This is a genomic window from Pseudomonas sp. BN607 (assembly GCF_029871175.1).
In the GTDB taxonomy this organism is placed as follows: domain Bacteria; phylum Pseudomonadota; class Gammaproteobacteria; order Pseudomonadales; family Pseudomonadaceae; genus Aquipseudomonas.
The window spans coordinates 289,020-315,656 of the sequence record NZ_SSOE01000061.1 but is presented as its reverse complement, the minus strand read 5'-3'; the positions used below and the strand labels follow the sequence as shown (position 1 = coordinate 315,656).

Annotated in this window: 21 protein-coding genes; 7 read left to right on the top strand and 14 right to left on the bottom strand. The window is 59.7% G+C overall.

All coding sequences use genetic code 11. From position 1 onward, the window contains the following. Both E8E68_RS19285 and E8E68_RS19280 read left to right on the top strand, forming a co-directional pair. Window positions 1-564 carry an NUDIX hydrolase gene (locus E8E68_RS19285; RefSeq protein WP_266031915.1) on the top strand — a complete coding sequence of 188 codons (564 nt, stop codon included), beginning with the start codon at window positions 1-3 and terminating at the stop codon, window positions 562-564. 126 nt (window positions 565-690) lie between these two features. Further along, window positions 691-2,874: an ATP-binding protein gene (locus E8E68_RS19280; RefSeq protein ID WP_280343827.1), complete on the top strand. Its 2,184-nt coding sequence runs from the start codon at window positions 691-693 to the stop codon at window positions 2,872-2,874. Between the two features lie 66 nt (window positions 2,875-2,940). Here E8E68_RS19280 and E8E68_RS19275 read toward each other — a convergent pair whose 3' ends face one another. Next, window positions 2,941-3,555, bottom strand: a complete 615-nt coding sequence (locus E8E68_RS19275) for a LysE family translocator (protein WP_280343824.1) — start codon at window positions 3,553-3,555, stop codon at window positions 2,941-2,943. A gap of 111 nt (window positions 3,556-3,666) precedes the next feature. Here E8E68_RS19275 and E8E68_RS19270 point away from each other — a divergent pair, with 111 nt between their 5' ends. Continuing rightward, entirely contained in the window at window positions 3,667-4,119 is a 453-nt protein-coding gene (locus E8E68_RS19270; protein WP_133972560.1) for an Lrp/AsnC family transcriptional regulator, read from the top strand. 653 nt (window positions 4,120-4,772) lie between these two features. After that, window positions 4,773-6,185 carry a cytosine permease gene (locus E8E68_RS19265; RefSeq protein WP_110743166.1) on the top strand — a complete coding sequence of 471 codons (1,413 nt, stop codon included), beginning with the start codon at window positions 4,773-4,775 and terminating at the stop codon, window positions 6,183-6,185. A gap of 64 nt (window positions 6,186-6,249) precedes the next feature. Here the strand turns inward: E8E68_RS19265 and E8E68_RS19260 are convergent, their stop codons facing one another. The 5 genes from E8E68_RS19260 to glnT form a co-directional block, all read right to left on the bottom strand. Then, window positions 6,250-7,551, bottom strand: a complete 1,302-nt coding sequence (locus E8E68_RS19260) for an ammonium transporter (RefSeq protein ID WP_266031912.1) — start codon at window positions 7,549-7,551, stop codon at window positions 6,250-6,252. 52 nt (window positions 7,552-7,603) lie between these two features. After that, window positions 7,604-8,929, bottom strand: coding sequence for an FMN-binding glutamate synthase family protein (locus tag E8E68_RS19255; RefSeq protein ID WP_016715698.1), 1,326 nt, complete (start codon window positions 8,927-8,929; stop codon window positions 7,604-7,606). 15 nt (window positions 8,930-8,944) lie between these two features. Continuing rightward, a complete protein-coding gene (locus tag E8E68_RS19250; RefSeq protein ID WP_110743169.1) occupies window positions 8,945-9,619 on the bottom strand; it encodes a protein glxC in 675 nt (224 codons plus the stop codon). A gap of 27 nt (window positions 9,620-9,646) precedes the next feature. Beyond that, window positions 9,647-10,552, bottom strand: a complete 906-nt coding sequence (locus E8E68_RS19245; protein WP_110743170.1) for a glutamine amidotransferase family protein — start codon at window positions 10,550-10,552, stop codon at window positions 9,647-9,649. A 66-nt stretch (window positions 10,553-10,618) separates the two neighbouring features. Continuing rightward, window positions 10,619-11,953 carry a type III glutamate--ammonia ligase gene (gene glnT, locus E8E68_RS19240; RefSeq protein WP_110743171.1) on the bottom strand — a complete coding sequence of 445 codons (1,335 nt, stop codon included), beginning with the start codon at window positions 11,951-11,953 and terminating at the stop codon, window positions 10,619-10,621. A 346-nt stretch (window positions 11,954-12,299) separates the two neighbouring features. Between glnT and E8E68_RS19235 the strand changes: the two genes are divergently transcribed. Together E8E68_RS19235 and E8E68_RS19230 are read left to right on the top strand one after the other, a co-directional pair. After that, entirely contained in the window at window positions 12,300-12,893 is a 594-nt protein-coding gene (locus tag E8E68_RS19235) for a helix-turn-helix domain-containing protein (RefSeq protein WP_110743172.1), read from the top strand. Between the two features lie 293 nt (window positions 12,894-13,186). Continuing rightward, the gene (locus tag E8E68_RS19230) at window positions 13,187-14,116 is read left to right on the top strand and encodes a DMT family transporter (protein WP_266031911.1); all 930 of its coding nucleotides are present in this window, start codon (window positions 13,187-13,189) and stop codon (window positions 14,114-14,116) included. A gap of 570 nt (window positions 14,117-14,686) precedes the next feature. On the opposite strand, the gene E8E68_RS19225 is transcribed toward E8E68_RS19230, so the two are convergent. Together E8E68_RS19225 and E8E68_RS19220 are read right to left on the bottom strand one after the other, a co-directional pair. Beyond that, window positions 14,687-17,095, bottom strand: a complete 2,409-nt coding sequence (locus E8E68_RS19225; protein WP_280343812.1) for a membrane-bound PQQ-dependent dehydrogenase, glucose/quinate/shikimate family — start codon at window positions 17,093-17,095, stop codon at window positions 14,687-14,689. A 340-nt stretch (window positions 17,096-17,435) separates the two neighbouring features. Next, window positions 17,436-18,440: a LacI family DNA-binding transcriptional regulator gene (locus tag E8E68_RS19220; RefSeq protein ID WP_266031909.1), complete on the bottom strand. Its 1,005-nt coding sequence runs from the start codon at window positions 18,438-18,440 to the stop codon at window positions 17,436-17,438. Between the two features lie 234 nt (window positions 18,441-18,674). Between E8E68_RS19220 and E8E68_RS19215 the strand changes: the two genes are divergently transcribed. Continuing rightward, entirely contained in the window at window positions 18,675-19,547 is an 873-nt protein-coding gene (locus E8E68_RS19215; protein WP_266031908.1) for a sugar phosphate isomerase/epimerase family protein, read from the top strand. A gap of 84 nt (window positions 19,548-19,631) precedes the next feature. Here the strand turns inward: E8E68_RS19215 and mmsB are convergent, their stop codons facing one another. The 6 genes from mmsB to E8E68_RS19185 form a co-directional block, all read right to left on the bottom strand. Continuing rightward, on the bottom strand, window positions 19,632-20,822 hold the full coding sequence (mmsB, locus tag E8E68_RS19210) for a multiple monosaccharide ABC transporter permease (RefSeq protein WP_266031907.1): 1,191 nt from the start codon (window positions 20,820-20,822) through the stop codon (window positions 19,632-19,634). Beyond that, the gene (gene mmsA, locus E8E68_RS19205; RefSeq protein ID WP_280343807.1) at window positions 20,819-22,354 is read right to left on the bottom strand and encodes a multiple monosaccharide ABC transporter ATP-binding protein; all 1,536 of its coding nucleotides are present in this window, start codon (window positions 22,352-22,354) and stop codon (window positions 20,819-20,821) included. The genes mmsB and mmsA overlap by 4 nt, the downstream gene beginning before the upstream one ends. Window positions 22,355-22,409: 55 nt before the next feature. Next, window positions 22,410-23,477, bottom strand: a complete 1,068-nt coding sequence (gene chvE, locus E8E68_RS19200) for a multiple monosaccharide ABC transporter substrate-binding protein (protein ID WP_280343804.1) — start codon at window positions 23,475-23,477, stop codon at window positions 22,410-22,412. A 93-nt stretch (window positions 23,478-23,570) separates the two neighbouring features. Continuing rightward, window positions 23,571-24,656, bottom strand: a complete 1,086-nt coding sequence (locus E8E68_RS19195; RefSeq protein WP_280343802.1) for a Gfo/Idh/MocA family oxidoreductase — start codon at window positions 24,654-24,656, stop codon at window positions 23,571-23,573. A 51-nt stretch (window positions 24,657-24,707) separates the two neighbouring features. Next, on the bottom strand, window positions 24,708-25,703 hold the full coding sequence (gene iolG / locus E8E68_RS19190) for an inositol 2-dehydrogenase (RefSeq protein WP_004576112.1): 996 nt from the start codon (window positions 25,701-25,703) through the stop codon (window positions 24,708-24,710). A gap of 43 nt (window positions 25,704-25,746) precedes the next feature. Continuing rightward, window positions 25,747-26,613 carry a sugar phosphate isomerase/epimerase family protein gene (locus tag E8E68_RS19185; protein ID WP_280343799.1) on the bottom strand — a complete coding sequence of 289 codons (867 nt, stop codon included), beginning with the start codon at window positions 26,611-26,613 and terminating at the stop codon, window positions 25,747-25,749. Window positions 26,614-26,637 lie beyond the last annotated feature (24 nt).

The window sequence follows — 26,637 nt, the reverse complement described above, 5'->3', positions numbered from 1 at the left end:
ATGCCCAACGCCCCGCGCTACTGCCCGCACTGCACCACGGAACTGGCCCGGGGCGTTCCCACAGGCGATACCCACGAACGCCTGCACTGCACCGGCTGCGGTTACATCCACTACATCAACCCGAAGATCATCGCGGGCTGCATCATTGAGCGCGAGGGCAAGTACTTGCTGTGCCAGCGTGCCATCCCGCCGCGCCCCGGCACCTGGACATTGCCGGCCGGCTTCATGGAGGCCGGCGAAACCACCGAGCAGGCAGCGCTGCGCGAGGTCTGGGAAGAAAGCGGCGTGCGCGCCGACATCGTTTCGCCCTACTCGATCTTCAGCGTGCCGAAAATCAGCGAGGTGTACATCATCTTCCGCGCCATCGCCACTGAAGAGACCGGCCAGTATGGCCCGGAAACCCTGGCGTACAAGTTCTTCGAACCGGATGAAATTCCTTGGGACGAGATCTATTATCCGGCGATCCGGCAGATTCTCGAGCGTTACATCCTGGAACGGCAGGCCGGGGTTTACGGCATTTACATGGGTAATGACGATACCGGCAAAGTGCACTTCATGCGCTAGCCTGCGCCGGCCGTGAAGGCGCGGCTTGCGCCGCGCAAGGGCCGGTACCGGCAACACGAAAACACTCGCCAAGCGGCTATTCTCGGTGCACCCTAATGGCCTTGAGCAAACGGACCGGCAGCGTATATGGCGAAATGGCTAGACGGCGGCGGCTTGATGGCAGAGCGCATCCGCCATCACGACTGGACAAACACTTCCCTGGGGCCCCTCCCCACCTGGCCCGACGCCCTGAAAACTACCCTGGCCCTGTGCCTGGCCTCGCGCTTTCCGCAGGCAGTGCTCTGGGGCCCGGAACTGCTTACCCTGCACAATGACGCCTTCTCCCAGATCCTCGGGCAGAAGCCACTGGCGCTTGGCAAGCCTTTCAGCGAAGTGTGGCAGGAAGCCTGGGCCGACATCAGCAGCATGGCCCGACGGGCTCTGGCTGGCGAAGCGGTTTATATCGAGGACTATTTGCTCACCATCGACCGCAATGGCGGGCCCGAACGCGCCTACTTCACCTTCTGCTACAGCCCTATCCGTGGCCACGACGGCCAGGTACTGGGCATGCTCGATACCGTCACCGAAACCACCGCCAACGTGCTGGCCAACCAGCGCCTGAAGTTCCTCGACGACCTTGGCCGCAGCATTGCCGATGCCACCGAACCGGACCAGGTGCTCGCCATCGCCACCCACCGGCTCCTCGAGCACCTGCAGTTGTCGAGTTGCGCCTACGCAGTCATGGATCCCGACGAGGACGGCTTCACCATTTGTGGCGACGCGGTAGCACCCGGCTCGCCGCACCTTGTCGGGCAATATCAGCTGCGCGACTTCGGCCACCTGGCAGTCAGCCGCCTGCGCAGCGGCCAGGCCCTGGTGATCAACGACAATCTACGCGAGCTGGCCCCTGAGGAAGCGGCCACCTTCCAGGCAATCGGCATCACCGCGACCATTTGCATGCCCCTGATCAAGGGCGGCCGGCTGACCGCGCTAATGGCCATTCACGATAAAGCACCACGGGCATGGACCCACTATGAGCAAGCGCTGATCAGCGAAGTCACCGAGCGCTGCTGGGCGCATATCCAGCGCGTACAGGCCAACGCCGAGGTTCGCGAAGCCATGGCGGCGCTGGAAGCGCTCAATGCCACCCTGGAGCACCGCGTGGAGGAGCGCACCACCCAGTTGCTGCACACCGAAGCCGTATTGCGCCAGGCTCATAAGCTGGAGGCGATCGGCCAGCTGACCGGCGGCGTGGCCCATGACTTCAACAACCTGCTGACCATCATTCGCTCGTCACTGCACTTTCTGCAACGCCCCAGCCTGGACGAAAAACGCCGCGAGCGCTATCTCAAGACCATGTCCGACACCGTTGACCGTGGCGCCAAGCTGACCGGCCAGCTGCTTGCATTTGCCCGCCGCCAGGCGTTGAGCCCGGAGGTGTTCGAGGCCGGGGCACGGCTGGAGGCCATGGCCGATATGCTCGACACCGCCACCGGTGCGCGCATCCAGATCGATTTGCAGCTGCCGCAGGCGCCCTGCCATATCCGCGCCGACCTCAGCCAGCTGGAAACCGCTGTGATCAACCTGATGCTCAATGGCCGCGATGCCATGGCCGGCGAAGGCACCCTGCAACTGCGCTTGCAAGCTGACCAGCCGCTACCCGGCCTGCGCGGCCATGCGCCGCAGCCAGGCCCGTTCGCGGCGATATCAGTGCGCGACAGCGGCGTCGGCATCGCCAACGAATTGCTGGAGCGTATTTTCGACCCGTTCTTCACCACCAAGGCGCCGGGCGAAGGCACCGGTCTTGGCTTGTCACAGGTGTTCGGCTTTGCCAAGCAGTCAGGGGGCGATGTGCAGGTTCACAGCATCCCCGGCCAGGGCACCACCTTCACCCTGTACCTGCCGCAGCAGGCGCCACCGGCAGACCACGCCGAAGACGCCACGGCGACCCGCCAGCAGCAGGCAGAGGGCGGCCGGCGACGGATACTGGTGGTAGAAGACAACCCGGACCTGGGCAACTTCACTGCGCAGATCCTGGAAGACCAGGGCTACCGGATCAGCTATGCGCGTTCGGCGGAAGAAGCGCTGGCACAGCTTACCGGCCCGGCGGGTGATTTTGATGCGGTGTTTTCCGATGTGATCATGCCCGGCATGGGCGGCCTGGCGCTGGCCCGTGAACTACGCCGTCAGCGTCCACAGTTGCCGATAATCCTGACCTCAGGGTACAGCGAGGCGGTTGCCGAAGGCGGGCATCAAGGGTTCGCCTTTCTGGCCAAGCCCTACTCGGCGGAACAATTGTGCCAGGTACTCGGCCAGGTGCTGGGCAGTTAAGCGTGGGGCGCGCTGCGTCCCTGTCAGACCGGCAACCACCTCCGAAGCCACTCATGACCGGTGAAATCAGTTGATCTGCCCGGCTATCAGCCCCAGGGCCACGGTAATCATCGCCACGCCCGACACCCGCCCTACCAGCTTTGCCGCGCCCGGCCGAGTGCTCAGCACGGCCTTGGCGCCATAACCCACCAGCGAGTAGATCACCAGTGAGCTGCACAGGTGCACCAGCCCCAGCAGCAAGATCTGCACCGGTACCGGCCAACTGGACTGGGGGTCGGTGAACTGCGGCAGCAGGGCCAGGAACAGCAGGAAAACCTTGGGGTTCAGGCCACTGACGCAGAATCCCTTCAACGCCCAGCGCGAACCCGACTCCCCGGCCCCGCCCTGCCCGGCTGACGGCAATACCGGGCTCAGCAACAGGTTGCCACCCAGCCACAGCAGGTAGCTACAGCCAGCCAGGGTAAGCAAGGTGAGCGCCAACGGGTGGCCCGCCAGCAGGCTACCGACCCCAGCCGCCACCACAAGGGTGGCGAGAAAGTGCCCCGACAACATCCCCGCCACCGCGGGCATCACCCAACGCCCGCGCATGCCTGCCGAGATGGCATAGGCCCAGTCTGCACCAGGGGTAATCACGAATAGCATCGACACAGCCCAGAACGCCGTCAGCACACTGATAGCCACTTGAATCTTCCTTATCTACTGCTTGGGGATGAGGAAAGATTACGGATTCCGCCTGGGGATTTTCTTTCGTATATTCCCCGCCAACATTCATTTACTGGAAGATTCTTGCCAATGGACAGAACTGACCGAAAAATCCTTGCCGAGCTGCAAAAAGACGGTCGGCTGTCGGTGACCGAACTGGCCGACCGCGTGGGGCTCAGCCTGTCCCCCTGCCATCGGCGCCTGAGGGCACTGGAAGAGTCCGGGGCGATTCTGGGCTATCACGCTCGCCTGGCACCGAGCGCCCTGGGGCTGAACTTTGCCGCGTTGGTGTTCGTCACCCTGCGCGAAGTCACCCGCCAGCCGGTGGCTGACTTTGAAGCGGCGTTGGCTGAGATCCCGCAGATTGTCGAAGCGCAGCGGTTGTTCGGTGACCCGGACTACCTGCTGCATGTGGTGGCCAAGGACCTGCCGGCGTTTCAGAAGCTGTACGACGAGCAACTGACCAGCATTCCCAATGTGAAGCGCTTGAGTTCCACCCTGGTGATGAAAGAGGTGATTCAAGACCGGCTACTGCCGATGTAGTTGTTTCCTCTCGGCCGGCCCCTTAGCGGCTAAATCCACCCCGATACACCACAGGTTCATGCTTGTAGGCGCAACTGTCTTGCTCAATTTCCAGGATCTCGCCCAATCCCTGTGGGAGCGGGCTTGTCCCGCGAACACGGGCAAAGCCCGTGCCAGGCACCGTGTTGAATTCTTCGCGGGCAAGCCCGCTCCCACAGGTACCCCGCAGGCCTGAGGCTGATGCAGTACTTGGAGAAACAACTGGCTTGCTCAACACCTGAAAACCGGCGCGATCATGGTGGAAGCAACTGATTTGCTCAATTTCCAGGATCTAGCCCAATCCTTGTGCGGCTTCAGCCGCGAAGGGGCCGCTACAGGCAACCTTTTCACCTGCACTGTAAACGTGCACACCGCACCACCCCAGCCCACCACAAACCTGCACGCCCCCAAGCAAACCCTTCTACCCCAAGCCTCCCGACCAGCTGGCACCCTCCTTGCTACCGTCAACCGCTTAAGCTTTTGTCAGCCTTAGGTTTTTTAACGCTTATGGGTACATATTTACTAATTTCCCCTTACCCCAGCGCCCCGCATCATCGCTCCAACAAGAACGCGTCGCCCTTCGCCGGCACGCCCCCGGGCAGCTCCCTATGCCCTACCTTGCCTTGGAGTCAGTCATGACCAGTGCAGCCAATTCGGCACCCTTGATAGAAAAACACACCATCGGCTATGTGCCGCCGGAAGACCGCCATGGAAAGGTAAGGGATCTATTCACACTGTGGTTCGGCGGCAATATCGCGCCACTGCCCATCGTCACCGGCGCGCTGGGGGTGCAGTTGTTTCACCTGAACCTGGTATGGGGCATCGTCGCCATCCTCGTCGGTCACCTGGTCGGTGGCGTGCTGATGGCCTTGCACTCGGCCCAGGGCCCGCAGATGGGCATCCCGCAGATGATCCAGAGCCGCGCCCAGTTCGGCACCCTTGGTGCGCTGCTGGTGGTGGTGATCGCCGGGGTCATGTACATCGGCTTCTTCGCCTCCAACATCGTGCTTGCCGGCAAGTCGCTGCATGGCGTGGTCGACGCCGTACCCGTCCCGGTCGGCATCGTCATCGGTGCGCTGGGTTCGGGCATCATCGGCATCATCGGCTACCGCTTCATCCACGTACTCAACCGCATCGGCACCTGGGTGCTGGGCATCGGTATCGTGGTCGGGTTCGGCTACATCTTCACCCATGTGCAAAGCGACGACTTCCTCACCCGCGGCGGCTTCAACCTGGCCGGCTGGCTGGCCACCGTGTCGCTGGCGGCGCTGTGGCAAATCGCCTTTGCACCCTATGTGTCGGACTACTCGCGCTACCTGCCGGCAGACGTGAAAGTCAGCTCGACCTTCTGGACTACCTACCTGGGTTCAGCCCTGGGTTCAAGCCTGTCGTTCATCTTCGGCGCCGTGGCGGTGCTGGCAATCCCGGCCGGTATGGACACCATGGACGCGGTCAAGCTGGCCACCGGCACCCTCGGCCCGATCATGCTGGTGCTGTTCCTGCTCAGCGTCATCAGCCACAACGCCCTCAACCTGTATGGCGCAGTGCTTTCGATCATCACCCTGGTGCAGACCTTCGCTTACCGCTGGATTCCGACCGCCAAGAGCCGCGCGGTGCTGTCGCTGATCGTGCTGTCGGCCTGCTGCGTAGTGGCGGTGTTCGCCTCTGCAGACTTCATCGGCCATTTCGTCGACATGGTGCTGGTGCTGCTGGTGGTGCTGGTGCCATGGACGGCAATCAACCTGATCGACTTCTATGCCATTCACAAGGGCGACTATGACATTCAGTCGATCTTCCAGGTGGATGGCGGCGTCTACGGGCGTTACAACCCGCAGGCATTGATCGCCTATGCGATCGGCATCGTGGTGCAGATCCCGTTCATGAACACACCGCTGTACGTCGGGCCGATTTCCGAGCACATCAACGGGGCTGACCTGTCGTGGCTGGTGGGCCTGGCAGTGACCTCGCCGCTGTACTGGTGGCTGGCCAGCCGTGACAGCGCCTACCGCCGTCGGCAGACCAGTGCGAAGTTGGCCATGGGGCACTGATCGAATCGGTGCCGGCCTTTTCGCGGGTCAAGCCGCGAAAAGGCCGGCACAGGCACCGCATCAATCAGAGGTTGTACGCCCGCTCATTGTGCTCCGCCAGGTCCAGCCCCTGCTCTTCCTCTTCTCGGCTGGCCCGCAGCCCCACGGTCAGCTTGATGGCCCCGAGAATCGCCCAGCTCACCACGAAGCAATAGACAAAGGTAAACGCCACGCCCTTGAGCTGTATCAGCGCCTGCCCGAGCGGCGAGGCCCCTTCCACATATCCGCCCAGCGACGGCGCGGCAAACACACCGGTCAACACGGCCCCGATCATCCCGCCAACACCATGCAGCCCGAATACATCGAGGCTGTCGTCATACCCCAGCGCCTGCTTGAGCCGGGTCACGGCAAAGAAGCAGATCGCCCCAGTCAACAAGCCGATTACCATCGCGCCCAACGGCCCGACAAAAGCACAGGCTGGTGTGATTCCGACCAGTCCGGCCAGCGCGCCGGAAGCCGCACCCAGCGCTGTCGGTCGACCATGCATCACCTTTTCGGTCAACAACCAGCCGACAATCCCGGCACAGGCCGCCACCATGGTCGCCAGCATCACCACCCCTGCCCCTTGGTTGGCCGCAAGCCCTGAACCGACGTTGAAGCCGAACCAGCCCACCCACAACAACCCTGCCCCTACCAGGGTGAAACCGAGGTTGTGCGGCGGCATCGCCACCTGCGGGTAACCCTTGCGCTTACCCAGCATCAACGCCGCCGCCAGGGCTGCCACACCAGAGTTGATGTGCACCGCCGTACCGCCAGCAAAGTCCAGGACACCCCAGTTGACCATCAATGCCCCCGGCCCGCCCCATACCATGTGGGCGATTGGCGCATACACCAGCACGAACCACGCCGCCATGAACAGCAGCGAAGCGCTGAACTTCATGCGTTCGGCAAACCCACCGGCAATCAGCGCCGGCGTGATGATCGCGAAGGTCAGCTGGAACACCGCGAACACGCCTTCGGGGATGGTGCCGACCAGGCTGTCATGGCCGATGTCCAGCATCAGGGCCTTGTCCAGCCCGCCGATGAAGCTGTTGACGGTGATCTGCCCTTCGACCATGCCGCTGGTATCGACCACTAGGCTGTAGCCGAACAGCACCCAGAGAATGCCGATGACACCGGCCACAGCGAACAGCTGGGTGAATACAGACAGAAAGTTCTTCGCCCGCACCATGCCGCCATAGAACAGCGCAAGGCCAGGGATGCACATCATCAACACGAACATCGCGGCGCAGATCATCCACGCGGTATTGCCGGTGTCCAGAGTGGGTTCGGCGGCGTGGGCCAATGGCGTCAACGCGAGCAGCACAACAGCAAGGGCATGCTTCATGGGTCACTCCTGTGCGAATGGGGGGCTGCTTCGCAGCCCCCCGAGGGTCAACTCAATACTGCGCCTGGCCCGGCACCCACGCGGTCCCTGCCAACGGCACCCGGGCCATGGCCGCCGCCTCGACGGTCAACGCCACCAAGTCCTCCGGATCAAGGTTGTGCAGATGCGACTTGCCACACGCCCGCGCCATGGTCTGCGCCTCCAGCACCAGTACCCGCAAGTAGTTGGCCAGCCGCCGCCCGGCTTCCTCCGGGTTCAACCGCTTGGCCAGCTCCGGGTCCTGAGTGGTAATCCCGGCCGGGTCGCGACCGTTCTGCCAGTCGTCATAGAACCCTGCCGCCGAACCGATCTTCTTCAGCTCGCTGTCCAGCCGCGGGTGGTTGTCGCCCAGGGCAATCAGCGCCGCCGTGCCAATCGCCACCGCATCCGCCCCCAAGGCCATGGCCTTGGCCACATCGGCACCGTTGCGGATACCCCCCGAGACGATCAGCTGCACCTTGCGGTGCATACCCATTTCCTGCAGCGCCTGCACCGCCTGGGGAATAGCCGGCAAGATCGGGATGCCAACGTGCTCGATGAACACTTCCTGGGTTGCAGCCGTACCACCTTGCATGCCATCGAGCACGATCACATCGGCCCCCGCCTTCACTGCCAGCTTGACGTCGTAGTACGGGCGGCTGGCACCGATCTTCACGTAGATCGGTTTTTCCCAGTCGGTGATCTCGCGGATCTCGGCAATCTTGATGGCCAAGTCATCCGGGCCGGTCCAGTCCGGGTGGCGGCAGGCACTGCGCTGGTCTACGCCGATCGGCAAGGTACGCATGCCGGCCACCCGCTCGGTCACTTTCATGCCCAGCAGCATGCCGCCACCGCCCGGCTTGGCACCCTGGCCAAGGACGATCTCGATGGCGTCGGCCTTGCGCAAGTCGTCGGGGTTCATGCCGTAGCGTGACGGCAGGTACTGGTACACCAGGTGCTGCGACTGGCCGCGCTCCTCCGGCGTCATGCCGCCGTCGCCGGTGGTGGTACTGGTACCAGCGATCGTCGCGCCACGGCCCAGGGCCTCCTTGGCGTTGGCCGACAGCGCGCCGAAGCTCATGCCGGCGATGGTCACCGGGATCTTCAGGTGGATCGGCTTTTTGGCAAAGCGGTTACCCAGCACCACGTCGGTACCGCACTTCTCGCGGTAGCCTTCCAGCGGGTAGCGCGACACGCTGGCACCGAGCAGCAGCAGGTCGTCAAAGTGCGGCACGCGGCGCTTGGTGCCGCCGCCGCGGATGTCATAGATGCCGGTTTCGGCGGCACGCTGGATTTCCTGGATGGTCAGGCGGTCGAAGGTGGCCGACTCACGCAGTACCGGGGGGAATTGCTCGCTCATGGGAATGCTCCTGGATCAGTACGCGCTGGCGTTGTCGACTTTGAAGTTGTACAGCTGGCGGGCCGAGCCGTAGCGTTTGAAATCGGCGGCCTTGTGCGTCAGGCCGGCCTTGTCCAATAGCGCCTGCAACTCTTGCAGGTGCTCGGCGCGCATCTCTTTCTCGATGCAGTCCGAACCCAGCGACTGCACTGAGCCCTTGACGTAGATACGCACCTCGTACAGCGAATCGCCCAGCGCATCGCCGGCATCACCGCAGACCACCAGGCGCCCGGCCTGGCCCATGAAGCAGCTCATATGGCCGATGCTGCCGCCCACCACAATATCCACGCCCTTCATCGAGATGCCACAGCGCGCACCGGCATCACCCTCGATCACCAGCAGCCCGCCATGGGCAGTCGCGCCAGCGGCCTGCGAAGCGCTGCCCTTGACCCGTACCGAACCGGACATCATGTTCTCGGCCACGCCGACACCCACGTTGCCATGCACCGTGACGCTGGCCTGCTGGTTCATGCCGGCACAGTAGTAGCCAGCGTGGCCTTCGATATCCACGGCCACCTCAGCATTAATGCCCACGGCCAGGTTGTGCTTGCCGTCAGGGTGAGTCACCCGCCATTCGTGATCTTGCACCTCGCCGTGCAAAGACTCGTTCAGGACACGCACCGAAGTGCTGGAAAGGTCAATCGTCTTCATAAGGTTCTCCAGGGGTTCGGTGGGAAGTCAGGCGCTTTCGCGCTCCCAGACGTACAAGGTGGCCGGCGCCGGCTCCCAGACCTTGGCGTGCTCGATGCCCGGCAGGCCGGCCAGGGCCTGGTACTCCGAGGCCATCGCCACATAGTCGTCGGTCTCGGCCAGCACGGCCGGCTTGCAGGCAATCGGGTCGCGAATCACGGCAAAGCCATTGCGAGTGCCGATGGCGAAAGTGAAGAAGCCGTCCAGGTCCTCCAGCGCGCCGTCCAGGGCCTGGGCCAGGCTGTCGCCCTGCTGCAGGCGCCAGGTCAGGTAGCCGGCGGCCACTTCAGTGTCGTTGTCGGTTTCGAAACTGATGCCTTCGCGCTTGAGCACCTGGCGCAGGCGGAAGTGGTTGGACAGCGACCCGTTGTGCACCAGGCACAGGTCGGCGCCGGTGGAAAACGGGTGGCTGCCTTCCATGGTCACGGCACTTTCGGTGGCCATGCGGGTATGGCCGATGATGTGGCTACCCTTCATGCTCGCCAGGCCGAAGCGGCTGGAAATTTCTGCCGGCAGGCCCATGCCCTTGAGAATTTCGATGCTCTGGCCGGCGCTCATGATGCGTACGTCCGGCGCCAGTTCGCTCAAGGCCTGGCGCGCTGCGGCCTCGCCGGTATGTACTTTCAGCACCGCGGCGCTGGCATTCTGGAACCAGTCCAGCGAGCAGCCCAGGCGCCCTTCCAACTGGCCCATCAAGCGGGTCCAGGGGTAGTCGGGATCCGTGGCTTGCAGGGTCAGCTTGACCCAGCCATCGGCCACTTCATCGCCGTAGATGGCAAAACCGGCGCTGTCCGGGCCTCGGTCGGTCATGGCTTCGAGCATGGGTTCGAAGAGCTTGCCAAGCTGGGCTTCCAGCTCAGGCTTCTTCAGGTAAAGACCTACGATTCCACACATGGTGATGCTCCTTCTAGGCAGTGGGTGGCCGCCGCGTACGCGGCTACCCAGGGATAGGGTTGGCGGTCAGAAGAACTCGGTGTAGCGCTGGATCTCCCAGTCGGAGACATGGCGGCAGTACTCCACCCACTCCATGCGCTTGAGCTTGATGAACTCGTCGACGATCTCGGCGCCGAGGACCTCGCGGAACAGCGGGTCCGCCTCCAGGGCATCGGCGGCTTCCTTCAACGACTGCGGCAGGGTCTTGATCCCGCGCGCGGCGATCTCCTCCAGGCTCAGGTTGTAGAGGTTCTCGTTGCACATCTCGCCCGGCTCCAGCTGGCGGTCGATACCATCCAGGCCGGCTGCGATGATCGCGGCGGTGACCAGATACGGGTTGCAGCCGGCGTCCGGCAGGCGGAACTCCAGGCGGCCATAGGGAATGCGCACCATCGCCGAGCGGTTGTTGGCACCGTAGGCGACGAACGCCGGAGCCCAGGTGGCTCCAGACAGCGAGCGGCCAACCACCAGGCGTTTGTAGGAGTTCACCGTCGGTGCAGCGAAGGCGCACAGCGCCGGCCCATGGGCCAACAGGCCTGCGGCAAAGTGATAGGCCAGTTTTGACAGGCCCATGCCACTGCTGTCCGACGGGTCGTGGAACAGGTTCTTGTTGCTACTGCTGGCCAGTGACAGGTGGAAGTGCATGCCATTGCCGGCGCGCTTGGGGTCGGGCTTGGGCATGAACGAGCAGATCATCCCCAGGTCATTGGCGATCTCGCCGGCGGCCATGCGGAAGAATGTGAAGCGGTCGGCCGACTCCATGGCGTCGCTGTAGGTGTAGTTGATTTCGAACTGGCCGTTGGCGTCTTCGTGGTCGATCTGGTAGATGTCGAAGCCCACTGGTTGCAACGCTTCGGTCAGGCGTTCCAGGAACAGGCGCGAGCGTGAAAGGCCTTTGTAGTCGTAGCAAGGCTTGTCGAGGTTGTCGGAAGCGTCTACCAGCTGCAGCTTGCCGCCCTCGTCGCGGCGGAACAGGCTGAACTCGGGCTCGAGGCCGGTGTTCAGGGTCCACCCCTTGTCAGCCAGGCGCTGCACCTGCTGCTGCAACACAAAGCGGCTGTCGTAGGGCCAAGGCTGGCCGTTGACGTGGCCCACGCAAACCACCCGGCCATAACCGGGTTGCCATGGCACCGGAATCAAGGTCGACAGGTCGCCGCGTGCCATGAAGTCCGGGCCGTGCGGCTCCATGCCCATGCCGCAGATGGCGAACCCGGCAAAACCGGCGCCCTCCTCGGCGACCATTTTCAGGCCCGAGACCGGCACCGACTTGGTCTTCGCCGAGCCATGGATATCGACGAACTGTGCCAGCACGTACTTGATACCGTGCTGGTCGAGGGTGCGCTGGGTGTCTGCTGGCAACATGGGGTGAACACTCCTGGGTGAGGGGCAATGATTCCGCTTGGGAAACTTACTTTCCTCACAGGAATGCAATGCGCTTGCCAACTTCGTCCTGGGTGCGCGTTCGGTGCTGCCTGGCCTGGGCTCTTTGCGGTTGAACCAGCGCCCCCGCAGGCAGTGCAGGCCCCTGCAGGGGCGGGTTTACCCGCGATGAGTCCAGCCTGGGTAACACAAAATCCAGACAGGTTTTTATGCTCGGGTTATGGGAAACTTGTTTTCGTGCGAGGAAAGCCACAGCAGATGCCAATGCATTGCGCACTTTCCCAGTGCGAAATCTTTATTCTTGAACTGAAACCGTGCAGGACCTTCGATGTCGACCGAAACCGAACCGCGCCTTCGCCTGGAGCAATACCTGGGCCTGCAGATCAAGCGCCAGCGCCAGGCCCAATCCCTCAAGCTGGCTGATGTAGCCCGCATTGCCGGCATCAGCCAAGGCATGTTGAGCAAGATCGAGAATGCGCAGGTATCCACCAGCCTCGAAACCCTGAGCCGCCTGTGCGATGTGCTCGGCATGCCGATGGCCAAGCTGTTCAGCCAGTACGACCAGCCCGATGGCAATGCCCTGCTGGTAAAAGCAGGTGAAGGCCTGGAAGTGGTCCGCCGCGGCACCGAGAAAGGCCACACCTACCATTTGCTCAATCACGCCAGGGGGCCGAAGAAGAATTTCGAGGCTTATATGGTGAGCATGGACGACGCCAGTGAGGAGTTTCCAACCTTCGCCCACCCGGGCACCGAGTTCCTCCATTTGCTGGAGGGTGAACTGGTGTACCGGCACGGCAACCAGCTCTACCACATGCACGCCGGCGACAGCCTGACCTTCGATGGCGAAACCCCGCACGGCCCTGAGCGGCTGGTGCAGGTGCCGATCCGCCTGCTGTCGATCATGAACTACGGCGACGAGTGACGCGGCGCTGCAAGGCAACATCCGATGTCGTGAACAGACAAGCACACGGCGCCCGCAATCGGCTTTGAACCCTGTATACAAAGATAATACACACATCGACCAGCCCCGCGCCGTGGGCTGATCGGTGTGGTATTCGCGAGTAAAACAGCCTCGCTTCACAATTCCAACGCTGTGGCGCCCTTTTGCACCGGGCAATTCGTCCGGGCTCATAACGATAAAACTCCCAGTATTAGAGACCTGCGTAGCGCAACCGGGAGTGTATGCGCGCGCCACCTTGTGAAGACTTGACTGCCATGATCGCGACTTCAATCCCTGTAGCCGGTGCTGCCACCGGCCACCGTAACGCCCTGTGCGTTGCCCACATCGCCGCTGTACTGTTCGGCCTGACCGGTATTCTCGGTCACCTGATCGAGGCCGACGCCAGCATCATCACCTTCGGCCGCGCCACTTTCGCTTTCATCGCCCTGGGCTTCGTTGCCGGGCTCAAAGGCACGCGCCTGCTCGACGCACTGACCCTGCGCAACCTCCCGGTTCTGGGGTTGACCGGCGCCCTGCTGGCTACCCATTGGGTAACGTTCTTCATTGCGGTGAAAGTTGGCGGCGTTGCCGTGGCAACCTTGGGCTTTGCCAGCTTCCCGGCATTCATCGCCATGATTGAGCGCGGCGTGTTTGGCCAGCGCATCGGTGCCGTGCAAGGTTTGCTGTTGCTGATGGTCACCGCAGGCCTGGTGCTGGTGGTGCCAACCTTCGACCTGCTCGACAAGGGCACCATCGGCCTGCTCTGGGGGCTGGGTTCGGGCCTGGCGTTCGCCCTGCTGACTGTGGCAAACCGCCGTAACGGGTCGAGCATGAATGCCATGCAGGTAGCGTTCTGGCAGAACGTGGTGGTGGCTGTGCTGGTGGCGCCGTTTGCCTTTACGCACCTGGGTAATACCAGCCTGGGCGGCAGTGACTGGGTCAACCTGGCATTGCTGGGGGTGTTCTGCACCGGGCTTTCGCAGTTCCTGTTCGTGAAAAGCCTGGAGGGGCTGGAGGCGCGTACTGCCGGTATGATCATTGCGCTGGAGCCGGTGTACGCGATCATCGGGGCGTGGTGGTTGTTTGGTGACCAGCCAAGCCTGCGCATGGCTGCGGGTGCAGCGCTGATCGTGCTGGCGACCATTCTGGCGGCGGCGCGCAAGGCACCTGCCGAGCAAGGGGATACGAGCCGCTGCGCGCATTGATGCGCTTCGCTCTCGGGCAGGATCCGGTTTTTTGGTCTTGGCGCGTGTGACTGGAAACGGCGCAGACCTTCACTGACGCGGGGGCGCGAGGTACCTTTGCGCCCTACGACGGGTTACTTTGGTCTTGGCCAAAGTAAGTGATTGATAGCGTTCATGCGCTGAATCCATTTTAAGGCGGGTTACTGCTGTCCATGTAAGCTGAGACCGATACCACGATACGTATGAATCCGTAGGCTACAGCCCAGGGCGATGAGAACCTTGCGTAGATAGCTTAGCTGTACTTCCAGCACCTTAGTCCCAGGGTCGAAATGGATACCCCAGACCGCCTCGAACAGGGCGGATCTCGACACGATTTTCTCAGGATTTGCTATGAGAGCTTCCAATAGCCTGCATGAAGTCGCTTTGAGGATGATCCGCCTACCGCCGCAGCTAACCTCACGACGAGTAGGATCCAGATGGAGGTCTGAAAAGGCTACGTGAGCTACGTGACCTGCAGGAGCGGCAATTCTGTTCAAGATTCGCAATGTCTCGGAGGGTTGCAGGTCATTGACCTGCAACCAGGGAGGGATATTACTTGCCTGCGCCCGGCAAAGCATAAGCGATCACATAGTCGCCACGGTTTTCGTTGGAACCTGTACGGGTTGCCCCGCCCACGGTAACAACGATGTACTGCTTGCCGTCACGACCAATGTAGGACATTGGAGCGCCTTGACCACCAACCGGTAGACGACCGCGCCACAGTTCTTCACCCGTGTCGTTATCCAGGGCTCGGATGTAGTAATCCAGGGTGCCGTGGAAGAAGGTCAAACCGCCTTTAGTAACCAGCGGCCCGCCCATGGTGGGCATGCCAAGCGGCATGTAGACACCAGGCACGATGCCGTGCACGGGTGCATCCTGAATACTGCCCATCGGCACCTGCCATTTGGTTTCACCCGAGGTGAGGTCGATGGCAGTCATGGTGCCGAATGGGGGCTTGAAGCATGGCACGCCCAGCGGCGACACAAACATCGAACGTTCTACACCCCACGGCGTGCCCAGCTGCTCGGAGTATTCGCCTTCGGTAGTGGGTACCAAGCCAATGCGCTTGGCCTCATCCTGTTTGATGAAACGACCCCACTGAGCCATACGGATATCGTTGACGATCAGGGTACCGGTGGATGCATCAATTGCACCGCCGCCCCAGTTGAAGCCCCCATAGTAACCTGGGTATATCAGTGTGGCCTGGCCTTCAACCAGCGGCGTAAACTCCCCTTCCCAACGCATGCCTTTGAAATCGATTCGGCACATCAGCTGATCAAAGATCGTACCGCCCCACATGTCCGACTCTTTGAGGCGATCCGCTCCAACGGACAGCTGGGAGTAAGGCTGGGTCGGCGAAATCCGCATACCTGGGACGCCATCGGTTGCCACCTTGCGCTGCTCCACCGGGAACACCGGGGTGCCATCGCGTCGATCGAGAACGAAGATCTGCCCACGTTTGGTCATCGCAATCACAACCGGAGTCGTGTCACCCTTTTTGTTCGGGAGGTCGTACAGAATCGGTTGGGCGGACACGTCGTAGTCGAACATGTCGTTGTTAGCAGTTCGGAAGTGCCATTTATCGACACCGGTCTTCACGTCGATTGCAACGATCGAATCGTTGTATTCATCCGAGCCAGGCTTGCGATCACCGTTCCAGAAGTCCGGGGTCTGATTGCCTGTAGGAATGTAGGCCAACCCCAGCTTTGCATCATACGAGGCAGTACCCCAGAAGTTGGGCGACTCTGCAGGATAGTTTTCACCCGCAGGTAATGGCACGCCCCGCTTTGGGTTCAACGCCTCCCAAGCCCAGAGCAATTCGCCGGTGCGAACATTAAAGCCGCGCGTCACACCTGACGGTTCACCGGTCTTCAGGTTGTCGTTGATCTTACCACCGACAATGATCACGTCCCCGGCCACAAGCGGAGCCGAAGTCAGATAGTATGAGCCGTCGGTGTTCGGGCCAATGCCTTTGAGCAAATCAACGGTACCGTGATCACCAAAGCTATCGCAGGTCTTACCAGTATTCGCATCGAGCTCAATCAGGCGAGCATCCACTGTCGTCATGACGATACGGCGACGACATTCAGCAGGCTGAGCAGCTACCGATGGGTCATCTACCGTATCCCCGTTCGCTACGACAGCTTGAGCTTTGTCTACGTCGTAGTAGGCAAGTCCACGACACCGTTTCCAGGTACGGTTAGACGGTGTTTCCTGAATCACCGGGTCGTACTTCCACTTTTCAGCACCAGTGACAGGATCAAGTGCAAAGACTTTGTTGAGTGGCGTGCACAGGTAAACCGTGTCATCAACCTTGAGCGGTGTGCCCTGATACTCGGCGCCGTTAATTGCCATGTCGCCGGTACGGAAAGTCCACGCCACCTGCAGATCTTTGACGTTGGATTTGTTGATCTGGTCGAACTGAGCGAAACGCTCACCATGGGTATTGCGGCCATACGCTGTCCAATCATTACCGTCTGATTGACCTGCATCCGGCACGACCACTGGGGAGGTGTCGCCCTTCTTCGCCACTACAGTTGCATGTGGCTGGAACATACCGTAGCCAAAGCCAACCAGGCTGATGATGAGGAGCGAGCTGATAGCGGCGCGTGCCGGATTGCCCATCAGTCGACGATTACCCTCAAGCAGCGGCACGATCAGCACCAGTACCAATGCAATCACGATGAAGGTGATCAAGCGCGGTACAAGCTGCCAGAAATCAAAGCCAACTTCCCAGAATGCCCAGCACGCGGTAGCCACCAGCAACGCCAAGGAAATCCAGGTCGCAACGATCTTCTTTTTGACCAGGGTGAGACCAGTAGCCGCCATGGCTAGGCCAGCCAAGAGGTAGTACCAGCTGCCGCCCAGCGATATCAGTTTTGCTCCCCCAAAGGCGAGCCCTGCGCCAAGCAACGTCAACACGACACCGATGGCTATCGGTAAGACGCTCTTAAATCTCATGCGTTTTCCTACATTCACGCGAGGGGCCAGGCCCCTCAATCAAAAACCGTCCAAAGCGCTGCGCCAGACCCTCTCCCGAGGCTCCTTCCAAGCGTCCCTAAACCAGACTTTCGAACATCCATGCTCTATGAGAGCGCTCTCATCTGCACGCCGAACGACCCGCAGACTAGAGCACGTCACCGCAAATGAGAGCGCTCTCATTCGACGATCAAAAAACGGCGCTCTCCGAGCGCCGCCTACGAAACGGGCGCATGGTATGTCCTGTAACAAAGTGAGTCAATGTGACGCACATCAAAAGATGAGAATTATTTGCATCTCGGACAGTCACGGGGCTACCCGCTTAGCCTGAGCTTGGCCCAGTTGACTTTCGAGTTATGAGAGTGACCGGCATGTCCACACGGCGGGGATGGGTAGCATTGCCCGCCAACATCGCCTGCAAGGCCACAACAGCTGCCTGGGCCTGGGCATCTGTATCCTGCTTTAAAGTCGTCAGCGAGAAGAGGCTGTTTTCCGCATCAGGAATGTCATCAAAACCGACAACCGATACGTCAGATGGGACGCTTAACCCCATGCCCTTCAACCTGTCCAGAACACCCAAAGCGATGAAGTCGTTCGAGGCGAAGATGGCGCTTGGACGCTCATCCCGGGCAAACAGCGCATCCACTCCTCGCCTACCGAACGCGGCATTGTGCTCGCCTCTGATCAGGATCGGATTCAAACCAGCAGCCTTCATGATTTCACAGTAGAACCTTGCCCGGTCTTTGGAGGAAGGCTCGCGCCCCCCTGCCAGGTGAGCAATTCTTCGGTGCCCCAATGCGAACAGATGATCCATCGCAAGGCGCACTCCCGTCTGGTCATCGACCGCGATTGAGATGACTTTTTTGTGAGCGACCCGTTTGCTTCCAATAAAAACGCAAGGGAGCTTATCGGCGATCTCGCCAATGACCTTGGGATGATGCGGAGTACCCAGGAGGATCACCCCGGCTGCTCGAAGCGTCAGCAACCTTTCTATCTCGAAAGCTGCTGAATTACCTTCAACCGGCCGTAGGGAAGTGACAGGTTCGAAGCCCGCAGCCAGCAATCTCTTGTCGACCGACTGGGCCAACTGGATATGGAAAGCGTTGTTGGGGTCTCCGATCACCAACCCAACGATGGATGATCGGGCGGAGACTAAACTCCGAGCAGCCAGGTTCGGACGATACTCGAGCTCAGAAGCAATCTGATCGATCCGCTCACGCGTTTCAGGCCGAACACCAGGATCCCCTCGAAGCGCCCTCGACACCTGAGCACGTGACATCCCAGCAGCTTTAGCTACGTCATCAAGGGTAGTGAAGGGCTTTGCCATGATCTACAGACAGCTCCGAGCATGATGCCCGCAGGCTTCGTCGGTAGACGCGCAAGCCGAGAACTAGGCATGAAAGTGTTCGAGCCGAGGATAACACACACCCTAAGCAAGGACTTCGCTGCGCATAGCCAGGCGGGTTGTTCCATGCCGTTTGTGGAAAATTGTTTTCCAAATCCAGCCCTTACATCCCCTGAACCGCGCGAATACATTGGGGTTTTATGTTGAGATGCGCGGATGACGCACAGAGAAGAAGACCTGAAGCCCGGCCTGACATTCACCATGCCGTTTTCTAATGTCCTCCACCTGCCCTTCCCGGACAAGGTAAGAGCTACTCGGTTGGCGGGTTTCCACGAACTTGCTATCCAACCACAGGAGGTGGCCAGGATCGCGGCATCCGGTCTTTCCATTCAGAACATGCGACTGATCGCTGAGGATAACGGGATCAAGATCAGCCGCCTGGATCCTCTCTGCACATGGAATCCTAATTGGCACCCCAATAACATGGATGACAGCTTCATCTCGGATCACTCGACTACTACCCTGGAATTTTTCGAGATCGCGAGCGAGCTTGGCTGCACCCATATGAGCTTGAACGCTACATTCACAGCCAATGCCTATGCACTGGATGAACTGGTCTCGCACTACGCCGAGATCTGCCGTCTGGCCCACGAGGAAGGCATAGTTTGCGACCTTGAACCTATCCCTATGTGGGGAGTGACGTCTCTTGAACAGGGCTGGGAGATCGTCGAGCGTGCCGGTGCCCCTAACGGCGGCCTTGTGCTCGATACGCTCCATTTCGTTCGCAGTGAATCCAAGCTCGAGACTCTGGCAACGATTCCAGGCAGCTCGATTCACTGCGTGCAGATCTGCGATGGCATCCATCCGTTGAAATCCGGCGTGACCCTGGAGGCCGATTGCTTTGAACGCATGTGGCCTGGCACCGGTAACTTCCCACTGGCAGACATTGTCTCCGGTCTGCACAAGATCGGTGGCCTGAATGATGTCGGGCCAGAGGTTTTCTCTGTGCTGAACCAAAATATGGCGACAGAGGACGTTGCCAGACTCTGCAAGCAGTCGCTTTTGGCGTATCCGGAGCTCAGGGCCTAACCACGGCTACTAGCTTTTCCGCCACTACACAGCAGAAAAAAATCCCGGCTCAATAGCCGGGATTTTTCCATCAGATTTGAGCCTCTACGCCCTGTTCTTCTGGTACACGTCTACGAACACGGCGGCCAGCAATACTGCCCCCTTAATCATTTGCTGGTAGTCAACGCCGATGCCCATGATCGACATGCCGTTGTTCAGCACCCCCATGATGAAGGCACCGATCACCACGCCCATTACCTTCCCTACCCCACCGGATGCCGAGGCTCCCCCGATGAATACGGCAGCAATGACGTCCAGCTCGAAACCGCTGCCGGCACGGGGCGTTGCGCTGTTCAGGCGTGCCGCGAAGATCAGGCCCGCCACAGCAGCCAGTACGCCCATGTTCACAAAGGTGAAGAAGGTCACTCGGGCGGTGTTGATACCGGAAAGCTTCGAGGCCTTCAGGTTACCGCCCACTGCGTAGATCCAACGCCCGATCACCGTCCGATTCATGATGAACGTGTACAGGCCGATGAGTGCACACATGATGACCAGTACGGTAGGAAGCCCTCGGTAAGTCGCCAACATGAAGCAGAAGGCGATGATGGCGCCACCCAGGATTCCATGTTTGAGCGCAAACAAAGACAGGGGCATAACCTCCCCACCAGCTTTGCTGACCCTCCTACGAGCACGCCATTCAATCCAAAGGAAGCACGCAACTACCAATACACCGAGCACCAGAGAGGTGACTTTGAGACCTTGGCCTTGGAAGGGGTCAGGCAGGAAGCCCGCGCTGAGGGCGACGAACTCTGCTGGGAATGGCCCAATCGATTGCCCTTCACCAATGGCGATGGTGGCCCCACGGAAGATCAGCATGCCGCCCAGTGTCACGATGAATGAGGGCATTCCCCAGAACGCCACCCAGTAGCCTTGCGCAGCACCTATGAGGCCGCCGATGAACAAGCAAAGCAGTGATACCGTGATGAAGTCGAACTGGTACTGCACCATCAACACAGCTGCTATCGAACCGATTACCCCAACGATGGAGCCAACTGATAAATCGATGTGACCGCAGACTATGACCATGAGCATGCCCAAGGCCATGACCACGATGTAGCTGTTCTGCAAGATCAGGTTGGTCAGGTTGAGAGGCTGGAGCAATGCGCCGCCCGTGGCGATTTGGAAGAATACGATGATGACGAGCAAAGAGCTCAACAACCCGTACTCGCGGGCGCCTCGTTTGATAGCAGGAAGCAAGCTCGGTTTTGCCGCCACAGGGGCGATGACATCAGTCATTGGATCACCTCATTTTTCATGATGGCGTGCATGATTCGCTCCTGAGACGCCTCTTTGATTGGGAACTCCCCGACGAACCGTCCCTCGTTCATCACATAGATCCGGTCGCAGGTGCCGAGCAGTTCGGGCATCTCCGAAGAGATCATGATCACAGTCTTGCCTTTCGCCACTACCTGGTTAACCACCCCATAGATCTCGTACTTGGCACCCACGTCGATACCCCTGGTGGGTTCATCCAAGATCAGGACTTCGGGGTCGGAGAACAGCCATTTCGCGAGCACCACCTTCTGTTGGTTGCCCCCAGAGAGACGCTCTACAGGCTGGCGAAGATCGGGGCTTCGAATGCGCAGGGTCTTCTTGTAGCCATCACCAACACCGAGCTCCTCGGTTTCGTTGATGATCCACCGGCGTGCCAGGGATTTCAGACTGGCCAGGCTTACGTTCCGACCGATGCCATCGGCCAGCAATAGCCCAGCGCCCTTGCGATCTTCGGTGGCGTAGGCGATGCCGTTATCAATGGCTTCACGCACACTGCGCACGCGAAGCTCCTGCCCATTCAGGCGAACGGTTCCTCGAATGTTCTTGCCGAAAGAACCACCAAAAATGCTCATTGCGAGTTCTGTACGACCAGAGCCCATGAGGCCTGCGATACCCACCACCTCACCTTTGCGAGCATAGAAACTCACGTTGCGAATGAAGTCCTCGCCCGGGCGCTCCGGATGCTCTACCGACCAGTTTTCCACCTCAAGCTGCTTCTCGCCGAGGTTTGGCTCTCTGCTCGGGTAACGGTCAGCCAGCTCACGACCAACCATTGCCTGGACGACTCGGTTTTCGCTCAACGGCGACTCACGACAGTCAATGACGTCGACCGTCGTCCCGTCCCGGATGACCGTAACCCCGTCCGCTACACGTGATATTTCGTTGAGCTTGTGGGAGATGATGATTGACGTGATGTCCTTCGCTTTCAGCTCGAGCATGAGCTCCAGAAGCCGCTCGCTATCCTTCTCATTGAGGCTGGCGGTAGGCTCATCAAGGATCAAAAGGCGAACGTCCTTGCCGAGCGCTTTTGCAATCTCGACGAGTTGCTGCTGTCCGATGCCCAGTTGGTTTACACGGGTCTGGGGCGAAACCTCCAGGCCTACTTTCTCCAGCAAAACCTTCGCTTTGCGATGTGCAAGCGACCAGTCGATAACTCCCCTGGTAGCAACTTCGTGGCCAAGGAAAAGGTTTTCAGTGATCGAGAGCATCGGCACAAGCGCAAGCTCCTGGTGGATGATGCAGATCCCCAAGGCCTCGCTGTCACGCAGGTCGCTGAACTGGCGTACCTCACCGTCAAAACTTATCGCCCCATCGTAACTTCCGGCAGGATAGACACCACTCAGGATCTTCATCAGGGTGGATTTCCCAGCGCCGTTCTCACCGCAAATGGCGTGGATTTCACCCTTGCCCACCTGAAGATTCACACTGGTGAGGGCTTTAACCTGGCCAAAACTTTTTTGAATGCCGCGCATGTCAAGAAGATGAGGTGACATGGCTCTCCTCCTATCTCAAAAGCGGCCCGGAGACCGAGCCGCTGACATTGGGCAATTACTGCAGACGGTCTTTGGTGTAGTAGCCGGAATCGACCAGAACCTTCTGCACATCCTTGGCTTCTACGGAAACTGGAGAGAGAAGCTGGGTAGGAACGACCATGGAGCCGTTGTTATACGAGGTGGTGTCGTTTACCAGCACATCCTTGCCTTGAAGAGAGCTGTCCATCATCACGGCTGCAGCTTCAGCCAAGGCGCGAGTGTCCTTGAACACGGTCGAATGCTGGTCACCCCGGATGATCGCCTTCACGCTAGGAATTTCCGCATCCTGGCCCGTCACGACAGGCATCGGGTTGCCGCCGCTACCGTAGCCGACCCCCCTCAGCGAAGAGACCACACCCACCGCGAGCTGGTCGTTCATCGCAAGCACGGCATCGAGATGAGATTTGCCGTAGAAGGCGCTGAGAATGTTGTCCATCCGGGACTGGGCAAGTGCCCCATCCCAGTTCAGCGTGGCGACCTGGTCGAGCTTGACCTGCCCGCTACGGATCACGAGCTTGCCGCTATCGATGTAAGGCTGCAGAACGGACATCACCCCGGCGTAGACGACATGAGCGTTGTTGTCGTCAGTGGAGCCCGCGAAGATTTCGAAATTGAATGGCCCGGTACCTTCGTTCAACTTCAAGGCACTGACAATGGACTCCCCCTGGAGCACGCCAGTTTTATAGTTGTCGAAAGTAGCGTAGTAGTCGAAGTCTTTGGAGTTTCGGATAAGACGGTCATAGGAAATGACCGTGATGCCCTTTTCCTTGGCCTGGCGAAGCAAGTCCGTCATCGTGGTACCATCGATAGGAGCGATGATCAATCCCTTGACACCTTTTACCAACAGGTTTTCCAGCTGGGACAACTGAGTGGAAACTTCGTACTGGGCATATTGAATATCGGTTTTGTAGCCAAGCTTGGTAAGCGCATCCACCATGCTTTGGCCATCGGAAGTCCAACGCGCCTCAGCTTTAGAGGGCATTGAAATACCGATCAAACCTTTAGTGCTTTCTTCTTTCTTCGAGCAGCCGACAACCGCAATCGCCACGCACAGAGTCGCAGCAAGCCTCATGAACTTGTTCATAACTTTCACCTATTACTGTAGCCATTATTTTTCTTTTTACTCAGAACCGCCCCCATTGCGGGGGCGGTACAGCAAGGTGGCGCGACTAACTACTTAGCCGAGCTTAACTTCCTGACCTGCTTTATCGGAGGACTCGAAAATTGCCTCCAGCAGGATGTTGATGTTGTGAGCCTGGCTAGCTGGCACTTGCGACGGTGTACCGTTCTGCAAGGCCTGGACGAACGCCGCAGCTTCACGGTCGAAGTACACCGGATTACCGATTTCAGCGATCTCGGGGGAGTACACGGTTTTGCGCACAGCCCAGATTTCAGGGAAGCTGGTTTCGTTCCAGTGAGTCCAACCTTGCGGATGGCCGTTTTTGCCGTCGTGGTACAGCTTGTAGGACGCCGGCATTGGAGTGGAATGCATCACGCCATGGGTACCGTAGGCCGTGATGTCCCAGGTTTCAGTCCACGGCATCGGATCCCACGACATGAAGTCGATGGTGACCATCTTGTCGTCGTAGTTCAGAACAGCAGCAGCCGCATCTTCACGAGCAGAATCGCTCATCTGGCCAGCGAACTTGCTAATGCGGGCGTTAACGGAGCGCGGCATGCCGAAGTGCAGGAGGATCCGGTCGATGGTGTGGCAACCAATCACATAGAACGCACCGCCACGGTCACCTGGCTGCTTCATGTGGTTGGTATCAGCTTCATCATGGGAGCAGCCGGCGTGGGCACGTACTTGAAGTACCTTGCCGATCTCTCCGTTGTCGAGAACCTTCTGCATTTTTTCCACCGAAGGAGCGAACCTCCAGCAGTAGCCGACCTGGAACAGACCACCGGTACGCTCAACGGCCTCGACGATGCGCTGGGTGTCCTGCGGCCCACGACCGGCTGGTTTCTCACACAGCACAGCCTTACCTGCTTCCAGGGCTTCAATTGCCCAATCGGCCATCAGGTAGCTCTTCGGGTGAACCAGCACTACGTGAACATCAGGGTCGGCCAGGATTTCGTCCTTGGTGCGAGCCTCGAGCTCAAGCGCATCAACGAACGGCTGCAACAGCGGGCTATCGTCATAAGCGCCGAGGAAGCGAACGCCTGGGATACGCTTGAAGGCTTTGACGCGTCCCGAAGTATGCGGGTGGGTGATGCCCAGGCAAGCGACGCCCAGTGGTTTGCCATTCAGATTCAGCGACATTGTTGTTCTCCTATCTCACGAAATCGGGCGCCCGAAGGCGCCCGTCGTCAATCAAAGCTTTACAGCGCGACCAGTGCTTACGGACTCGACACAAGCATCAGCCAGGCGCAGGGCCTGGAGGCCGTCAAACGGGGTAACCGGCAGCGGCTTCTCTTGCACCAGAGCTGCAACAAAAGCGTCCAGTTCGGATTTGTAGGCCTGCTGGTAGCGCTCCAGGAAGAAGTTCAGCAGCGGCTCACGGGAGTCAGTTGCTTCCTGAGTCCAGCGGCGCATGGTAGTTGGGCGCAGGTTGTCTTGGAGCAGCATGCCTTTGGAGCCGAAGACTTCGATACGCTGGTCGTAGCCGTAGACGGCCTGACGGCAGTTGTTGATGTGGCACTGCTTACCGCTGGCGGTCTTCATGTGCACCATCGCGGTGTCGTAGTCGTCGTACTTTTCCATCAGGGGGGAGTCGACCAAACGGCTACCCATGGCGGTGATTTCCACCGGCTCTTCACCCAGCAGCCAGCGACCGATATCCAAGTCATGGATGGTCATGTCGCGGAAGATACCGCCGCTGTGTTGAATGTAATCTTCTGGAGCGAGGCCAGGGTCGCGGCTGGAGATGATGACCTGGCGCACTTCACCGATTTCACCGGCGATGATCGCTTCACGCATCGCTGCGAAGGTGGTTTCGAAACGGCGGTTGAAGGCCAGCATAACGCGACCGTTCAGGCCTTCGATTTCTTCGACGGCTGCCTGGCTTTTCAGCAGATCCAGATCAATCGGCTTTTCGCACAAAACAGCTTTACCCTGGCGAACCGCACGCATCATCAGCTGGATGTGGGTATTGGTTGGGGTACCGATGACGATGGCGTCAACGTCATTGCGGTCGATTGCGGCTTCGCAATCGGTCATCGCGTCAGCACCCAGAGCGCCGGCCAGGGACTGAGCTGCGGAAGCATAGGGATCGGCCACAGCGATCAGACGAGCATTTGGGTTTGCGGCAACGTTGGCTGCGTGAATTTTACCGATACGGCCTGCGCCCAGAACTGCAATTCCAACCATGATGAATTCCTCGTTGTTCTTAAAGTGATGGTTAAACGCGGGCTCAGAAGCGCGCCTGTACGAATTGGGCCATCGTCGAGTCGAAGGCACGCTTGGCCACGACATCCAAGGGCAGCTTGCGCAGCTCAGCCGAGATGAGCTCCACACCCCATGGGCCGCGATAGCCGGTGTCGAGAATTGCCTGAACGAAGTGCGGGAGATCCAGCTGCCCCTCACCGCAGCATTTACGGTGGTGGGTGGAGTCGTTGAACACATCACCGACCAAGGCCAGGTCAGCGTCATCGATCTCGACGCCTTTGATCAGCTCAAGAGGAATCTTGCTGATCTCATCAAAGCCCATTCCACCACGAGCGATGTGCCAGCTATCGACCATCAGGCCACCGTTAGGGCGAACGCCCTCGGATACAGCCAGCGCCTTATCGATGGTGTTAACGCTGGAGAACGGCAGAAACTCGATAGCTACGTTGACGTTGTACTCAGCAGCCTTGTCGCACAGGATTGCGAACGAGTCACGCATCAGAGGCACATCTACATCGCCCTCTTCAAAGAGCCCTGCCGCACATTTCAGGCGAGTGGCGCCGACATCTGCAGCGATGTCAAGCAGCTCTTTGCACATACGATCCGACACCGAACGACGCTCGCAAGCCAGGTGCCAGTCGATCAGAAACTCGACCTCCAGGTGCTTCATGCCGTTGTCCTGGAAAATCTGGCGAACGGTTGGCAGCCCAAGTTTTTCGATGGAGTGAACGATGTCGGAGTACACCAACCCCATGCCCCGCCAGCCGGCTTTGGAAGCTGCTTCGGCGCGTTCCTGCAAGGTGTAAGGACTGATTTCACTCTGCGCACCTGGGTAGGTGTCACCTGCGATAGTCCAGTAGGAGGCGATCAGATCAACTTGATTACTAGGCATGTCGAATCACTCAAATTACGAGGG

Excerpts from the sequence above, each read along its gene's own strand:
- E8E68_RS19260 (WP_266031912.1), bottom strand. The coding sequence starts at position 7,551 with ATGAAGCATGCCCTTGCTGTTGTGCTGCTCGCGTTGACGCCATTGGCC.
- E8E68_RS19185 (WP_280343799.1), bottom strand. The coding sequence starts at position 26,613 with ATGCCTAGTAATCAAGTTGATCTGATCGCCTCCTACTGGACTATCGCA.
- E8E68_RS19265 (WP_110743166.1), top strand. The coding sequence starts at position 4,773 with ATGACCAGTGCAGCCAATTCGGCACCCTTGATAGAAAAACACACCATC.
- E8E68_RS19235 (WP_110743172.1), top strand. The coding sequence starts at position 12,300 with ATGTCGACCGAAACCGAACCGCGCCTTCGCCTGGAGCAATACCTGGGC.
- E8E68_RS19245 (WP_110743170.1), bottom strand. The coding sequence starts at position 10,552 with ATGTGTGGAATCGTAGGTCTTTACCTGAAGAAGCCTGAGCTGGAAGCC.
- mmsB (WP_266031907.1), bottom strand. The coding sequence starts at position 20,822 with ATGACTGATGTCATCGCCCCTGTGGCGGCAAAACCGAGCTTGCTTCCT.
- E8E68_RS19250 (WP_110743169.1), bottom strand. The coding sequence starts at position 9,619 with ATGAAGACGATTGACCTTTCCAGCACTTCGGTGCGTGTCCTGAACGAG.
- iolG (WP_004576112.1), bottom strand. The coding sequence starts at position 25,703 with ATGGTTGGAATTGCAGTTCTGGGCGCAGGCCGTATCGGTAAAATTCAC.
- E8E68_RS19220 (WP_266031909.1), bottom strand. The coding sequence starts at position 18,440 with ATGGCAAAGCCCTTCACTACCCTTGATGACGTAGCTAAAGCTGCTGGG.
- E8E68_RS19255 (WP_016715698.1), bottom strand. The coding sequence starts at position 8,929 with ATGAGCGAGCAATTCCCCCCGGTACTGCGTGAGTCGGCCACCTTCGAC.
- E8E68_RS19215 (WP_266031908.1), top strand. The coding sequence starts at position 18,675 with ATGACGCACAGAGAAGAAGACCTGAAGCCCGGCCTGACATTCACCATG.
- E8E68_RS19225 (WP_280343812.1), bottom strand. The coding sequence starts at position 17,095 with ATGAGATTTAAGAGCGTCTTACCGATAGCCATCGGTGTCGTGTTGACG.
- chvE (WP_280343804.1), bottom strand. The coding sequence starts at position 23,477 with ATGAACAAGTTCATGAGGCTTGCTGCGACTCTGTGCGTGGCGATTGCG.
- mmsA (WP_280343807.1), bottom strand. The coding sequence starts at position 22,354 with ATGTCACCTCATCTTCTTGACATGCGCGGCATTCAAAAAAGTTTTGGC.
- E8E68_RS19285 (WP_266031915.1), top strand. The coding sequence starts at position 1 with ATGCCCAACGCCCCGCGCTACTGCCCGCACTGCACCACGGAACTGGCC.
- E8E68_RS19270 (WP_133972560.1), top strand. The coding sequence starts at position 3,667 with ATGGACAGAACTGACCGAAAAATCCTTGCCGAGCTGCAAAAAGACGGT.
- E8E68_RS19195 (WP_280343802.1), bottom strand. The coding sequence starts at position 24,656 with ATGTCGCTGAATCTGAATGGCAAACCACTGGGCGTCGCTTGCCTGGGC.
- glnT (WP_110743171.1), bottom strand. The coding sequence starts at position 11,953 with ATGTTGCCAGCAGACACCCAGCGCACCCTCGACCAGCACGGTATCAAG.
- E8E68_RS19230 (WP_266031911.1), top strand. The coding sequence starts at position 13,187 with ATGATCGCGACTTCAATCCCTGTAGCCGGTGCTGCCACCGGCCACCGT.
- E8E68_RS19280 (WP_280343827.1), top strand. The coding sequence starts at position 691 with ATGGCGAAATGGCTAGACGGCGGCGGCTTGATGGCAGAGCGCATCCGC.